Genomic DNA, 14,992 nt, shown 5'->3' with positions numbered 1-14,992 from the left:
CCGGATTGTTCTTTTCTCCCTAATAGACAAATTGCGTTATAAGCCGGGACTGTTTCCCGGTATGTACTGAACTCGCTTTGTCTCATACCGAATGTCCGTTTGCTCATGAAAAGAACCTGCCTGCTCACGCTGTTTGTGCTGATCTGCGTTAGTCAACTGGTGTTGGCACAACGAACCATTACCAACCCCGTGAAGTCGTCGGGACCTGATCCGTGGGTGTTTCAGAAAGATGGCTGGTATTATTACATGAACACGACCGGCACTCATCTCAGGCTCTGGAAAACGCGAAACATGGCTGATCTGGCAACGGCTCAGCAAAAAGTGATTTATACCCCACCGAAGGGAAAGGCTTATTCCCGGGAGCTGTGGGCACCTGAAATTCATCACCTGCGCGGGAAATGGTACGTATACTTCGCGGCCGACAGCCTCAACAACATCGGCCACCGGATCTGGGTGCTGGAAAACGCGTCGGCCGACCCTATGGACGGCGAATGGACGCTGAAAGGTAAACTGGCGGACCCCGGCGACCACTGGGCTATCGACCTCTCGACGTTTGAGCACAAGGGGAAGCTGTACGCCATCTGGTCGGGCTGGGAGGGAGCTACCAACGGCCAGCAGAATATTTACATTGCCCGGCTTAAAAACCCCTGGACCATGAAAGGCAAACGGGTCCTGATTTCGCAGCCTGAACTGGCCTGGGAACGACACGGCGACGTACCGCAGGCGTGGCAGAAAAACGGTGAGGTGCCGAAGATTTACGTCAACGAAGGGCCGGAATTTTTGCAGAACGGCAACCATCGATTCATTGTCTACTCAGCCAATGCCTGCTGGCTCGACTACTGCTACGGGCTGCTGACGCATACGGGTGGCAGCCTGCTGAAGGCCGGAAACTGGCGCAAACACCCGCAGCCGGTCTTTACCCAATCGCCCGAAGAAGGGATCTACGCGCCCGGTCACGGCGGTTTTTTCCGGTCGCCCGACGGCCGGCAGAACTGGATGATTTACCACGCCAACCCCAGCGCTACGGATGGCTGCGGCAACAAACGGGCTCCGCACGTACAACCCTTCACCTGGAACCCCGACGGAACCCCCAACTTCGGTCGGCCGGTCCGGACCGTTACCGTACCGGCTTTGCAGGCAGGCGATAATTGAGTCATTTCTGATTAGTAAGCTTATACCTATGTACAAAACCCTCGTTTCAATGGCCGTAGCGGCCGTACTATCTCTGAACAGTTGCCAGAAAGCCAACAAAACCGAATCAGCCGCGCTGGATTCAACCGAAGCAGCCGCAACGTCCGATACAACGGCGATGGCCACGGCTAAACTACCCGATCCGTCGGCATTTGCTGATACGATCAACGGAAAAGCCGCCAGCCTGCACATTCTGAGAAACAAAGACATGCAGGTGGCGATCACCAACTACGGCGCCCGGATCGTCGGGTTGATCCTGCCGGATAAAAATGGCGTACCCACCGACGTAGTACCCGGTTTTGCGACGGCCCAGGCGTATCAGAAAGCTAACGAGCCGTTCTACGGACCGATTGTGGGGCGTTTCGGCAACCGAATCGCGAACGGGAAATTCACGCTCAACGGCCAGACGTACTCCACCGAAATCAACAACAACGGCAATACGCTGCACAGCGGCCCGTCGGGCTTCCACAACCAGGTCTGGGACGTAAAGCAGGCCGACGACAAATCGATTCAGCTGAGCTACGTATCAAAGGATGGTGAAGGCGGCTTTCCCGGTACCGTCACGACGAACGTAACGTATACGCTGACCGACAACAACGGGCTGCAAATTGACTACACGGCCACAACCGACAAGCCGACGCCCTACAACCCGACCAGTCACGGCTTTTTTAACCTGAATGGCGAAGCGAGCGGAACCATCAATAACCACGTCCTGATGATCGATGCCGACCGCTACTCGGTGGTGGATAAGGGGCTTATTCCGCAGGGAGAACCGGTTTCGGTGGAAGGTACACCGTTTGACTTCCGCAAGCCAACCGCCATCGGTGCCCGGGTAAACGAGAAAAACGAGCAGTTAACATTCGGCGGTGGCTATGATCATAACTTCGTCCTCAACCGGAAAGGGGCCGGCGTTGAAAAGGCGGTTGAAATAATTGGTGATAAGTCGGGTATCAAAATGGAAGTGCTGACCACCGAGCCCGCCATGCAGTTTTACGGCGGCAATTTCTTCACGGGTAACGATACGGGTAAGTACGGCAAAGCCACTAAGTACCGCGAGGCTTTTGCACTGGAGGCCCAGCATTACCCCGATTCGCCTAACCATCCGACTTACCCAACTACTATTCTAAAGCCAGGACAGACCTATAAACAAACAACAACCTATCGATTCTCGACGGTAAAATAAAGCCAGCAGTGGCTTGCGTAGGGATAAAAGCCAACGTCCCCTGCTTTTATCATAGTTGATAAATAGCCCAACCCATAAAGTTATGAGACGTATTTCGTTCTTGATACTGCTGTTGTGTTCAACAGTAGCCATTGCCCAGCCGAGTGCCGGAACGGCCGATGCGCCCGGCCGCTGGTCGGCCGATAAAGCCAGCAACTGGTATAAAAAGCAACCGTTTCTGGTCGGCGCCAATTACGCCCCTGCCAACGCCATCAATCAGCTGGAAATGTTCCAGGCCGACACGTTTGATCCAAAAACGATTGACAATGAACTGGCCATGGCCGAGCGTATCGGTATGAATACCATGCGCGTATTTCTGCATGATTTGCTTTGGCAACAGGACGCAGAAGGCTTTAAAAAACGGCTGAACCAGTTTCTGGACATCTGTAAGAAACATAAAATCCGGCCGATGCTGGTGTTGTTCGATTCCTGCTGGGACCCGCTGCCTAAGTTGGGGAAGCAACGCGAGCCAATGCCGGGCATTCATAATTCAGGCTGGGTGCAAAGCCCCGGTGCCGATGCCCTGTCGGATGTCTCGCAATACCCGCGTCTGGAAGCGTACGTAAAGGGAGTTGTGAGCGCGTTCAGGAACGATGATCGCATTTTGATGTGGGATATGTGGAACGAGCCGGACAATGCCAACGATAACAGCTACGGTCAGAACCACACGATTAAAACGGAGTTGCCCAAGCAGCGCAAAATCGAGATCGTGACCAACCTGCTGCCTCAGGTGTTTCAGTGGGTACGTTCGGTAAATCCGAGCCAGCCGCTGACGTCGGGCGTCTGGATCTTTGCGGGTGACCATGATTGGGGTAATCCGCAAAAATGGACGCCCATGGAGCGCGTACAGTTCAACAACTCCGATGTCATTACGTTTCACCAGTATGCTTCGCCCGCCGAACTCGAAAAGATCATCCCGGTACTCCAGAAATACGGTCGACCCGTTATCTGCACGGAGTACATGGCGCGGGGCGTCAACAGTAAATTCCAGACACACCTGCCCATTGCCAAAAACAGCAAAGTGGGGATGATCAACTGGGGCTTTGTAGCAGGTAAAACGCAGACCTACCTGCCGTGGGATAGCTGGCAGAAGCCGTATGTGAATGGTCGGGAGCCGGCTGTCTGGTTCCACGAAGTATACCGAACGGATGGTACGCCCATCGATCCGCAGGAAGTTGCGGCCATCAAAGCGGCTACGGGCGTAACAACGACTAATTAATTGTCAGAACGTAAGCGCAACATAACGAAGAAAGCGGCCAGTCGGCCGCTTTCTTCGTTATGTATTTGTCGAATCCGGTGAAGCACTGGGGTCGGGTGAGGGCGGAGCAGGTATAAAGAGTGAATCGCCGGTGCCTTCCAATGACGTATCGGTTGAGTCTGATTCTTCCTCTTCCTCCGATGCATCATACCCGCAGTTCAGGTATTCTTTGGTAATGGGCACCGTTGGCTTGGGGAAAGGTCCCTGTAAGTTCTTGAACTTATTGTCAGCGTACACTTTTTCAAGAAAGCCCCCAACCAGAGGCAGAGCCGTTTTGGCTCCTTCGCCTAAATCCGTGGATCGGAAGTGAATACTTCGATCGTCGCCCCCAACCCAGGCACCCACCACCAGCTTATCCGATACCCCGACGAACCAGCCGTCTGAGTTGTTGGAGGTCGTACCAGTTTTCCCGCCCATTTCGTGGCGGTTTTTAAACAGGTTAAACGACCACAGGTTCTGCGATGTACCACCGGATTCCTGTAAGCCTCCCTTCAGCATGTGAATCATCAGGAAAGCCGTTTCCGGGCTGATCGCCTGCCGGCGCTTCGGGGTGAACGTTTCAATTTCTTTGCCGTCACTGTCTTCAATGCGCTGGACAATCAGCGGTTCGGTGTACTGGCCGTTGTTGACAAACGTACAGTACGAAGCCACCAGCTCATACAACGACACATCCGATGAGCCCAGACCGATGGACGGCACAGGGTCTAGGCGACTGTTAATCCCCATCCGGTGGGCGTATTGCGCGACCCGCTCCGGCGTTACACGGTCGGTTAACTGGGCCGTAATGGAATTGACCGAACGGGCTAGCGCCCGGCGAAGGGTCATGTTCGAATAGGTATAGTAGCCGACCGAATTGCGCGGTTCCCAAACGTCCTTTTCGCCTTCACTGTTGATAAATTCCTTGCGGAACGGCCGGTCCTGAATCCGGTCGCAGGGGCTGAGATTAATCAGCGTGTCGTCGATAGCGGCCGTGTATACAAACGGTTTGAAGGTGGATCCAGGCTGGCGTTTACCCTGCTTAACGTGATCGTACTTGAAGAAATCGTAGTCCAGTCCGCCTACCCACGCCCGGATGTAGCCCGTATGCGGGTCCATCGCTACCATACCGGCCTGCAGAAAATGCTTGTAGTATTCGATGGAGTCGAAAGGCGTCATCTGGGTGGAATCGTAGCCAGTTTTGCTTTTCCAGCTGAAGACCCGCATCTTGTACTTCTTAACTTTCATGTAGTAGTTGATGGAGTCGGGCTGAGTGGGAAACCGGCGAACCAGCGATTTGTACCGCTCCGTACGCTTGGCCACGGAGTCGATAAAGCCGGGGATTTCGCGCCCGTCTTCGTCCGTCCACGGTGGGCGGTTGCCCCAGTGATTATCGAAGGTGCGCTGGAGTTGCTTCATCTTCTCCTGCGTGGCTTCTTCGGCGTATTCCTGCATACGGGAGTCGATGGTCGTATAGATTTTGAGGCCACCCGTATACAGATTGATTTCCGAACCAGGGTTTTCCTCGTTGTATTGTTCCGCCCATTTCTGGACAAAATCCTCAACCGCATTCTTAAGGTAACTGGCCGGACCCGACGCCGGATTCTCGGGAGTATACCGAACCACCAGCGGCAGGTTACTGATCGAGTCGGCCTGCTGGCGGGTCAGATACCCGTATTTGGCCATCTGCGCCAGTACCACATTCCGACGTTCCTTCGAGCGTTTTGGATTTTTAACGGGATTATACGCGGTTGTCGCCTTTTGCAGGCCAACCAGTACGGCTCCTTCCTGAATGCTCAGACTATCGGGCTGCTTGCGAAAATACGTCCGTGCCGCTGTTTTCAGGCCAAAGGCGTTCTTCCCAAAATCGACCGTATTGAAGTAATACGTAATGATTTCTTCCTTCGAAAAGTTGCGCTCCAGCTTCAGCGCCATCAGCCACTCCTTCGATTTATAAATAATCGTTCGGACTACAGGAATACGCGTTAAAAAACCAGACTGGGCTTTGCGCCGGGTTTTAAACAGATTTTTGGCAAGTTGTTGCGTAATGGTACTACCACCACCGGTATTACTCCGCCCCGTCAACACACCCACCACGGCCCGGCCCACCGAACGCATGTCAACCCCGCCATGATCATAAAAACGAACGTCTTCAGTAGCGATCAGGGCGTTGATAAGCTGTTTGGGAATGTCCTCGTACTTGATCGGGGTTCGGTTTTCGGCGTAAAACTTCCCGATGGGTACGCCGTCGAGCGAATAAATCTCGGAAGACTGATTCAGTTTGGGATTACTTAACTCTTCTACACTCGGCATCTCGCCGGTCAGGTACAGGAAATTGTAGTTCAGCGTAAAGACGTAAAGACCCGTTAACAGCGCCAGCCATAAAATGACTTTGGTCGTGTTCTTGACGTATGGATAATACCAGGCGTCGGGGTCGATAAAGCGGTGGATAAACGAACGCAGTTGTTCGCGGGCCTGGCGGTAGGACCGGGCCACGGCATTTGTGCGCTCTTCGCCGGCAATCCGGACGGTTTGTTTGTATAATCGACGACCAACTCCGCGCCTGACGTGGCCAAGATGAGCCTGGCGTTGCCTGATTCGCTGCCGAAACGCCCCATAGGCATGTCGGACGGCGCGGAATCGTTCCCTAAACTCACTCATGCGTTTCTATTCGATAAAACTGGACGAGGTTACGCAAAAAGTTGCGCTGTATATCGCGGCCTGCTTACCCCTCCCAACTTGATAAATCTTCCTGAATGGCCGCCAAATATAACGCATTTTCGGCCGATGTAATATAAAGAAGCCGGGCTAGGCAGCCCGGCTTCATAGTAACCCTCTGAATTTTAGAATAGTTCGTATATAGACTGACTGTTTCCTGTCTCAGGCTATACGACTCATTTATTTGCCTTTTTCGAATGTCATGGCAACGCCATTCATGCAGTAGCGCAGACCCGTTGGCTTCGGGCCGTCGTCAAAAACATGCCCCAGATGACCGCCACAAACATTGCAGAGAACTTCGGTACGTACCATGCCATAGCTCTTGTCAGCATCTTCCCGCACTGCGTTTTTGGCAATTGGGGCGTAAAAGCTTGGCCAGCCCGTACCGGAATTAAATTTCGTTTCGGTCTTGAACAATGGATTGTGACAGGCTGCGCAGTAAAAGGTGCCTTTGTCGTGTACGTCGTTGAGCGGGCTGGAAAAGGCCCGTTCAGTGCCCTGTTCGCGCAGTACGGCGTACTGATCCGGTGTCAGAATCTTCTTCCATTCGGCATTCGTCTTGACAACCCGACGACCACCGGGTGGCTTTTCATCGGCAGTGTGTTGCGGAGTGGGTGTTGGTTTGTTAAATCTGGTGAGGACCACAAAACCGGTTCCAATGAGCAATAGGCTCACCAGAAAAACAGCAATGCTTTTCGACATAATCGCAATGATTTACAAGTGGTTGTCTTAAATAAACAAACGTAGCAGGCTCATAGTTCAGCTTTTGACCGGGGTCATGGCCAGGAGCGTCGAAAGCGTCGGGGTAGGGCTGCCACCGCGTTTCTCGACCGTAACGGCGAAGGCATCGGCCTGACCAATGGGGCGGTTCAGTCGTTGCAGAAAAGGCGCTGCGTTACCACCGTCGAATACGCCCGCGTCGATGGGTTTACCATTCACCAGCGACCAGAGCTGGTACTGCTGGTCAGGCTGCAACGGCGGCAGCGAACGGACTTCAACGGCTACCTGACGGCTTTGCGGATTCCAGTAAAGCAGAATATCACCGTTGGGCGCTTTTTCGTTGCCACGCAGTTCGAGCGTACGGGTGCCGGGCTGCCGAAGCAGCGCCAGTGTCTGTTCGTCGCGCTGCTGACGGTCGCGCAACTGCCGGAGTTCGGTTTGCAGGGTACTATTAGCCGACCGCAGTGAACTCAATGTCTGCTGTTCGTTATAAAGACGGGACACCAGAAAGAAAGAGAAGGCGAGTAGCACCAGCCCTACGGCAGCTGCAGCAATCCAGGTAACCTGAAAGGTAGGTCCCGACGTAGGTTCGACCGGCATGGGTCGAACAATTGTTTCCGGGCGATCTTTCTGTTCGTCGAAGTTCAGCTTTTCGAGCAGGCTTGCTTTCAGCTGCGGGGGAGGCTCAATACTATGCAGCAGGGCATAGTTCTCCAGAGAAGCCGACAGTTGATCGAGCTCCTGTTTGATTTCTGGGTAAATAGACGACAGACAATCGACCTCACGTCGTTCCTGGTCGCTTACTGCACCCATGACGTAAGATTCTAAAATGCCGGACGCTATGTACTCCGTTACGTTCATGATTTAAATAGTTGCTTGAGCTCCTGCAATGCGGCCCGAATCCGGGTTTTTACCGTTCCGAGCGGCATATTCAAAGCCTCCGCTGCTTCTTCGTGCGTATAACCATTAAAATAAACCAAGTCAATCAGTTCTCGACGTTCGGGACGCAGTTGACTCACCACTTCTTTCACACCAATGTGCTCGGGATTAGGCTGTTCAGTGTTGTACTGACGGTCAACAATATGTACGTTCTCCTCGTCGGTTCGGATTGCGCTGGTTGGTTGCGTTTTTCGGGAGCGGAGTGCATCAATAGCCGTGTTTCTGGCTACATTCAACATCCAGGTAAATAAACGGCCTTTTTGCGCATCGTATGCGTCTAAATTTTTCCAGATTTTAATGAAGATGTCCTGGAGGAGATCCTGGGCCTGTTCTTCGTCGCGCACGATGCGAAGAACCACGCCGTAGAGAGCCGGCGAGTATTGATCGTACAGCCAATGGAAAGCTCGTTGATCGCGTTGCGTAAGCTTCTCGATCAGAACGCTTTCAGAAACCATTGATGACTGTCGTTTCACACGGTAGGAGTTAAGTGGCTCAAATATATCAAAAAAACAATACTACGAACGGCAGAAGGTTTCCGGCCGCTCATAAAGACAAAAGAAGCAGGGCAACCAGACTGTTTTTTTGAATCAGCCTGATCGCCCTGCTTCTTTTATCGGCGGCAGTTCAGTCTTTTACTTGAATGAGGCAGCAACGCCTTTAGGCAACAATACTTTGTCAATTCCATGTACAACTCCATTTGACTGGTATCGGTCAGCGGATTCAACGTAGGCTACGCTGCCCTGTTCGTCGGTGAGCATGACGCGGCCGTTGGAACCAATCCGGGCCGTAAGCATGCCACCTGACATTGTTTTTAACTGCGCTTTTCCGTTGCCGGCGTTGATCTGGCGGGCCAGTTCTTTGGCATCCATTGTGCCTTCAACGACGTGGTAACTCAGCAGCGTTTTCAACGATGCCATATTCTGGCCTTCCAGAAGCGTGTTCTGCATCTTGGCCGGTAGTTTTTTGAACGCGCTGTTCGATGGCGCAAACACCGTGAACGTACCAGATCCCATCAGGGCCTTGTCCATATCGGTCGATTGCAGTGCGTTCTGCAAGGTCGAATAATCGGGGGCCGACGATACGTAGTCGCCAACGCTCTCGTTGTTGCTACGGCCAGGCGCCGACGTTGGATTACTGCCATTCGAGCCACCGGCTACGGCCATGCCGGTACCGGTTGCCCCGGGCGTAGTGGTCAGTTGCCGGTTCGTGGTCGTGCCGGAGGTACTGACCCCCGTGCCAGACATCGATTCGTCGGGCGGGGTTGTGCTCCCCGACGATGAACCGCTGGTGGCTGTACTGCCCGATGGAACACTTTGTGAGCTGTTTCCTACCGATCCGCGGCTGGTGCTGTTGTTCTGACCGTTGCTGATCTGCTGGCCCGGAACTACCGCGGGATTGTTGGCGGTCGAAGGCGTACTGCCTACGCCCGTCGGCGGAGTCGTGGCGTTATTGGTGTTATAATTCTGCGTGTTGCTGCTGTTGACACTGGTTCCGCTGGCGCTCGAACTCTGGCGATAGCGGTCGTCCTGGGTGCCGGGTGCATTACCGTACGTATTATCACGTGAATTTTGATTCCGGCGGTTGCGCCGGCGATCCGTATTGCGGTCGTTGGTACGTCCTTTGGGGAGCGAGTCGGTTACAACCGCCCCCTGTGGATACGTTGACGATGAATTATTTATCGTGCCGGAGCCCGTGTTCGTCTGGGCGGTCGCGTTTACAGTCGATAGCACCGTTCCGAGTGCTAACAGGCTAATGGTTTGATTGATTTTCATAGCGTTGACGTTGAGCGTTTATCTTTAGATAACACCCTGTCTTAACCGGAAAAACACCAAAAAGTTTAGGCTCGGGTAGGGCTTATTTGTCCACAGGCCGGTAGATTTGTCCACATTTCATCCAATCGTTAGTGAATCGTATGCAGTCTATTCTTCCTCTGCCGACGCAGTCTGTCAAGCCCGGCACCAGCACAGGCCAGCAATTCTGGCATTCCGCAACAGCGGATCGTTCTGAAAAAATCATTGATTCATTCTCGCCCGCTGACGGTCAGCTCATTGCCCGGGTGTATCAGTCGACCCGTAGTGACTATGACCAGGTCGTCGAAACGGCTCAGGCGGCTTTTCGGACGTGGCGGCTCGTGCCCGCACCCCGCCGGGGGGACATAGTGCGGCAGATGGGCGACCAGTTTCGGCAATACAAACGCGAACTCGGTACGCTGGTCAGCTACGAAATGGGTAAATCGCTTCAGGAGGGGCTGGGCGAAGTTCAGGAAATTATCGACATCTGCGATTTTGCCGTCGGTCTCTCCCGGCAGTTGTACGGACTGGCGATGCACTCCGAACGGCCTGCGCACCGCATGATGGAGCAATGGCACCCGCTGGGGCTGGTGGGTATCATCTCCGCGTTTAATTTCCCGGTGGCGGTCTGGTCGTGGAACGCCATGATTGCCTGGGTTTGCGGTGATGTCTGCATCTGGAAACCGTCGGAGAAAACCCCGCTGACGGCCCTGGCCTGCCAGCAGATCATCACGGAAGTGCTGCGTAACAACGACGTACCGGAAGGGGTTTCCTGCCTGATCACGGGCGGTCGTGACGCCGGCGAATGGCTGGCCCGCGACCCCCGGATTGCGCTGGTGTCGGCTACGGGATCAACGCGGATGGGTAAGGCTGTGGCGGAGGCCGTTGCCGGGCGATTGGGCCGGAGCCTGCTCGAACTGGGTGGCAACAACGCCATCATCGTAACGGAACACGCGGATCTGGATCTGGCGGTTCCGGCCATTTTATTCGGAGCCGTTGGTACGGCAGGGCAGCGGTGTACGACCACACGCCGACTGATTGTGCAGGATACCGTGTATGACGACGTAAAGAAACGACTTGCCAACGCTTACGCTCAGGTCCGGATCGGCAGCCCCCTGGATGAGTCTTACCACGTTGGGCCGCTGATTGACCGGCAGGCTGTGCAGGGTTACCAGGCGGCCGTGCAGGAGATTCGGGCGGCCGGTGGGCGGTTCGTTGTAGAACCGGGGGTACTGGATGGCCCCGGCTTCGAGTCGGGTTGCTACGTCCGGCCATGCGTTGCCGAAGCCGAAAACCATTGGCCGGTGGTGCAGCGCGAAACGTTTGCCCCCATTCTGTACCTGATTCGGTACGCAACGCTGGACGAGGCCATTGAGCTGCAGAACGGCGTACCCCAGGGCTTATCGTCAGCCATTTTCACGCTGAACCTGCGCGAAGCCGAACGGTTCCTGTCGGTGGTGGGGTCCGACTGCGGCATTGCCAATGTCAACATCGGTACGTCGGGAGCCGAGATAGGGGGCGCTTTTGGGGGCGAGAAGGAAACCGGTGGTGGCCGTGAGTCGGGCTCCGACGCGTGGAAAGCGTATATGCGCCGGCAGACCAACACGCTCAATTATGGAACGACTCTGCCTCTGGCGCAGGGCATCACCTTTGAGTTGTAAGAAGTAGCGTCGAACCGGTAGAAACAAGACCGCCTGTGTTTGTCAGCACAGGCGGTCTTTTGCTGTAAGCTACCCATCTTAGCTCAACGCCACCCAGATTTTTCCCGATGCCGATTCGCCGGGACCGAGTATTCGGAGCCCTTCGCCTGTATTAAACGAATTAACGTTGGCCGTCAGGGGTTCGATAGCAATGCTGTCGCGACGGGGCGGGGTGAACACAACGAGGTACGGAAACGATTTGTCCTGAGCGATTCGCAGCGTAGTATCAAATCGTGGCGACCATATCCTTGTTTCTGCATAGTCCCGATCACCGAAGTCGACCAAGAAGGGCGTATCAAACGTCCGTTCATGCAGCGAAATGTCATCTGCGTTCGTAAACGGTTCCTGTCCGACCGGCAGCAGGTTGTCATTTAACGTAATCGCTGTGCTGCTGGGCAAGGTCATGCGCAGGTGATCAATCGGCTCTTCGCTGAGTGTAAAGTACGGGTGCCAGCCAAACGCAACCGGGCAGCGGGTTGAGCCCGTATTAACGGCACTGAAGGTAACATGAAGAACCGACGAAGCCGAGCCTTCCGGTCGGTCGAGGCCGTAGAGAACCGCCAGCGAAAAAGGAAAGGGGTAGCCCGGCTGATCGCCCGCGTAATCGTAGCGAACAGTCAGACTGGCGTGCGTTGGGCCTTCCTCCTGATTGACAACCTGAAACGGCTGATTATAAACAAAGCCGTGCAGGGCGTTTTCGTGCCTGAACTCATTCATGCGAAGGGCGTACGCTTCGCCATCGAACGTGTAGATTCCATGACGCACACGGCTCGGAAACGGAAACAGGAGCGCACTGGAGTAGCTTTCATCGGCCAGCAGCGCCTGGGGCGAGTCGGGCGATTTCAGCACCGAATACAATTCCTGACCTTTCCTAAGAAAAAGTCGATGGAGCATGCCGCCCATTTCCGGCAGGACGGAAAAGCCTTCGTTTGTCTCGGTATTCCGGATATAATACTCCGTAATCGGGGTCGTATCCTCGGCCATGGGGCCAAAGGGCTGCGTGGTGATCGTAAATGGCATGATCAGTTCGTCGAATCGGTTGTAGGACGATGGTTCAGCGAGTATAAGTATGGAAGTCGCTGATTTGTTTGGCCACTTTAGGGAACAGCCTCAACGCCGGGCTATCAATCACATTTCGCCTTCGACGCCAAGGCCAAACAAGGCGAAATCGTAGCGAACCGGATCGTCAGGGTCAATCGTACGTAACGTTTCGGTGAGGGCAACAACGGCTTTCCAGTCGGTTTGCGGGCGAGTCAGTAACCCCAGGCTGCGGGCAACGCGGTTGACATGGACATCAATGGGAATGAGCAACTGGTCGGGCTGGATGCGCGTCCACAAGCCGAAATCCACCCCCTGGTCGTCCTGCCGCACCATCCAGCGCAGAAACATCAGCAGTCGTTTGCACGACGAATGGCGTGCGGGCGTCGCAATGTGTTTGCGAGTCCGCTCAGGAAAGTAGGGATCGCAGCAAAAGCGGTTATGAAAAGCGATCAGGCCTTCCTCCACTGGTTTGTAAACGGGAGCGTACTGATCGGGCCCCGGGGTGCCGGTAGCCAGGAACGCATCTTCGAGCGAGTCGTACTGCTGGTAGTAGTTGCGAAAAAAATGGAGAAAGTAGAGCGCGTCAGTCGCGTTGAACGTCCGGTGTCTGAACGCCAGAAACCGCTTCAGATCAGTTTCCTGGTGGTTCCGAACGAAGTCGTACGGAGCGCCGTCCATCAGGGTAATCAGTTCACTGGACTTTTTGAGAATGACCGGTCGCTGTCCCCACGCCAGCACGGCCGCCCAGAACCCCATGATTTCAATATCCTGCCGTCGACTGAACTGGTGAGGAATGCTGATCGGGTCGCGGTCAATAAACGAAGGCCGGTTGTACTGATCGGCTTTCTGGTTCAATAACTCGACAACGGCGGGAGAGATAGATGTACGGCTCACAACCAATTTATTTCGCCCGGCCTCCGCTTACCAGCCACGCCATGGCACGGGAGATACCCGAAAAAAAGGCCAGTATGCCTGAAAACAGGAAGGTAAACACGGCGATGAAGGGATACGCCAGCGTGAACATAACGTTGAATACTTTGTAGCCCGGCGTCGCTTTCATTTTTTCTTCGCGTTCGCGGTGCCGCCGGGCAATTCGCTCTGCTTTGGTTTCTTGACTCATAACGTTAGGGAACCAGGTAACTAACCTCCGCTCGAAAACGCCGGTCCTGGGGCGAAAGTTTCTCAAAAGCCCGGGCCGAAAGCTTAATCAGGATTTTATCATTGATACCCGTATCCGGCAGTTTACCAATCACTTTTACCCAGATGCTCTGGTTGTTGAACTCATTTCTGACCTGCACGAGCGTTCCGGCGGGGGCTGTCCGGTGCAGAGCCAGATACTTGTTCGAATCGCTGGCGCCGTCGATGAGTTCGGCCACGCCGTTTTCAGAGATCCGTCGGCCGCGGGTGGGCATGGGTGCATCATTACCGGGCCGGGGCAGCAGAATTTCAGCATCGGCCGGCCGGGGCAGCGGTACGTTCCGAACTTCCTCGGTCGTCGGGCCCGGGGTTTCTTCGGGCCGTTTGGGCGCTGGCCGTTCGGTCCGGGCTACGGGCGTTTCGGTGCGTTCCGGTTCGGTCCTGGGCTCCGGGCGGGAAACCTCCGGACGCGTTACGGTCGTCTTGGCAGGTGTATCGGTGCGGGCAGCCGCGGCCGGATTGGAGGGGCTGGGCATCCGGGACTGGTGCGCTTTTTCGGAAACAATCAGGGCCTGCCCGATCAATACGTTGTCGTTGCTGAGGTCATTCCAGCGCCGGATCTCGGCCTGCGAAACACCGTAGCGAACAGCAAGGCTATAAAGTGTCTGGCCGGGCTCAACCACGTGAATACCCGCTTTGGCGGGGTCCTCGCTTTTCCGGGCTGTTTTTACCGGTTTGGAAGCCGGTTCAGCCTTGACGCTCCGCTCCTTTTCTTTTTCATCCTTCTTTATGGCCTTGTCGATAGCCTTCTTCTCTTTGCGGGAGAGCGAAGCCTCCGCCAGCGGGACACGGATTACCTGGCCATAGCGCACGTTTCCGTTCAGGTTCGGATTGGCCGCTTTGATGGCATCTACCGAACTGCGGTACCGACGTGCGATGGCGTAGAGCGTCTGGCCTTCGTTCACCCGGTGCATGATGAACCGTTTGCCGTCTTTTTTCTCGACACCAATCGAATCCTGTGTACTGACCGGGACGCTGAACCAGACTCGACCCGGCTCAGCCACACCGCGCAGCGCAGCAACGCTCAACAACAGGGCAAGGGCGATAAGGCAGGGGATACGTTTCATGGAGTAGAGCAACAGATCGACTTTTTCGAGTGTACAGGCATTTGACGTAAAAATAACGTAAAATCCGGCGGCTTTTCGTAGAAAACGGTCGGTTATCGGCTTTTCGTTTATTTTACGCGCCGGGCCATACCGGGTTTGCTGCCGCTTAGCGGTCTGCACCGCTGTTAAAAACT

13 protein-coding genes are annotated in these 14,992 nt (G+C 54.8%); 4 read left to right on the top strand and 9 right to left on the bottom strand.

From position 1 onward, the window contains the following. The first annotated feature begins 105 nt into the window (after positions 1-105). From DYU11_RS00595 to DYU11_RS00585, 3 genes are all read left to right on the top strand, one after another. Positions 106-1,152 (top strand): glycoside hydrolase family 43 protein, encoded by a 1,047-nt coding sequence (locus tag DYU11_RS00595; RefSeq protein ID WP_119665712.1) that lies wholly within the window; start codon positions 106-108, stop codon positions 1,150-1,152. Positions 1,153-1,180: 28 nt separating this feature from the next. Further along, the gene (locus tag DYU11_RS00590) at positions 1,181-2,374 is read left to right on the top strand and encodes an aldose epimerase family protein (protein WP_119665711.1); all 1,194 of its coding nucleotides are present in this window, start codon (positions 1,181-1,183) and stop codon (positions 2,372-2,374) included. Positions 2,375-2,456: 82 nt separating this feature from the next. Next, a complete protein-coding gene (locus tag DYU11_RS00585) occupies positions 2,457-3,632 on the top strand; it encodes a cellulase family glycosylhydrolase (RefSeq protein WP_119665710.1) in 1,176 nt (391 codons plus the stop codon). A gap of 57 nt (positions 3,633-3,689) precedes the next feature. On the opposite strand, the gene DYU11_RS00580 is transcribed toward DYU11_RS00585, so the two are convergent. From DYU11_RS00580 to DYU11_RS00560, 5 genes are all read right to left on the bottom strand, one after another. Continuing rightward, the gene (locus DYU11_RS00580; RefSeq protein ID WP_119665709.1) at positions 3,690-6,308 is read right to left on the bottom strand and encodes a penicillin-binding protein 1A; all 2,619 of its coding nucleotides are present in this window, start codon (positions 6,306-6,308) and stop codon (positions 3,690-3,692) included. Between the two features lie 237 nt (positions 6,309-6,545). Then, the gene (gene msrB / locus DYU11_RS00575) at positions 6,546-7,067 is read right to left on the bottom strand and encodes a peptide-methionine (R)-S-oxide reductase MsrB (protein WP_119665708.1); all 522 of its coding nucleotides are present in this window, start codon (positions 7,065-7,067) and stop codon (positions 6,546-6,548) included. A 57-nt stretch (positions 7,068-7,124) separates the two neighbouring features. Further along, positions 7,125-7,946 carry an anti-sigma factor gene (locus DYU11_RS00570; RefSeq protein ID WP_119665707.1) on the bottom strand — a complete coding sequence of 274 codons (822 nt, stop codon included), beginning with the start codon at positions 7,944-7,946 and terminating at the stop codon, positions 7,125-7,127. After that, the gene (locus tag DYU11_RS00565) at positions 7,943-8,497 is read right to left on the bottom strand and encodes an RNA polymerase sigma factor (protein ID WP_119665706.1); all 555 of its coding nucleotides are present in this window, start codon (positions 8,495-8,497) and stop codon (positions 7,943-7,945) included. The genes DYU11_RS00570 and DYU11_RS00565 overlap by 4 nt, the downstream gene beginning before the upstream one ends. Positions 8,498-8,656: 159 nt before the next feature. Beyond that, positions 8,657-9,796: a fasciclin domain-containing protein gene (locus DYU11_RS00560; RefSeq protein ID WP_119665705.1), complete on the bottom strand. Its 1,140-nt coding sequence runs from the start codon at positions 9,794-9,796 to the stop codon at positions 8,657-8,659. A 140-nt stretch (positions 9,797-9,936) separates the two neighbouring features. Between DYU11_RS00560 and amaB the strand changes: the two genes are divergently transcribed. Further along, positions 9,937-11,475, top strand: a complete 1,539-nt coding sequence (gene amaB / locus DYU11_RS00555; protein WP_119665704.1) for an L-piperidine-6-carboxylate dehydrogenase — start codon at positions 9,937-9,939, stop codon at positions 11,473-11,475. 78 nt (positions 11,476-11,553) lie between these two features. On the opposite strand, the gene DYU11_RS00550 is transcribed toward amaB, so the two are convergent. The 4 genes from DYU11_RS00550 to DYU11_RS00535 form a co-directional block, all read right to left on the bottom strand. Next, the gene (locus DYU11_RS00550; RefSeq protein ID WP_119665703.1) at positions 11,554-12,534 is read right to left on the bottom strand and encodes an aldose 1-epimerase; all 981 of its coding nucleotides are present in this window, start codon (positions 12,532-12,534) and stop codon (positions 11,554-11,556) included. A gap of 108 nt (positions 12,535-12,642) precedes the next feature. After that, entirely contained in the window at positions 12,643-13,449 is an 807-nt protein-coding gene (locus tag DYU11_RS00545; protein WP_119666656.1) for a TIGR02757 family protein, read from the bottom strand. A gap of 7 nt (positions 13,450-13,456) precedes the next feature. Further along, positions 13,457-13,675 (bottom strand): hypothetical protein, encoded by a 219-nt coding sequence (locus DYU11_RS00540; RefSeq protein WP_119665702.1) that lies wholly within the window; start codon positions 13,673-13,675, stop codon positions 13,457-13,459. A gap of 4 nt (positions 13,676-13,679) precedes the next feature. Then, on the bottom strand, positions 13,680-14,978 hold the full coding sequence (locus DYU11_RS00535; RefSeq protein ID WP_119665701.1) for a LysM peptidoglycan-binding domain-containing protein: 1,299 nt from the start codon (positions 14,976-14,978) through the stop codon (positions 13,680-13,682). Positions 14,979-14,992 lie beyond the last annotated feature (14 nt).

Origin of the sequence: Fibrisoma montanum (assembly GCF_003583365.1) — a bacterium.
Taxonomy (GTDB): domain Bacteria; phylum Bacteroidota; class Bacteroidia; order Cytophagales; family Spirosomataceae; genus Fibrisoma; species Fibrisoma montanum.
The sequence above is the reverse complement of the archived record's forward strand: the minus strand, read 5'-3'. Positions and strand labels throughout refer to the sequence as shown.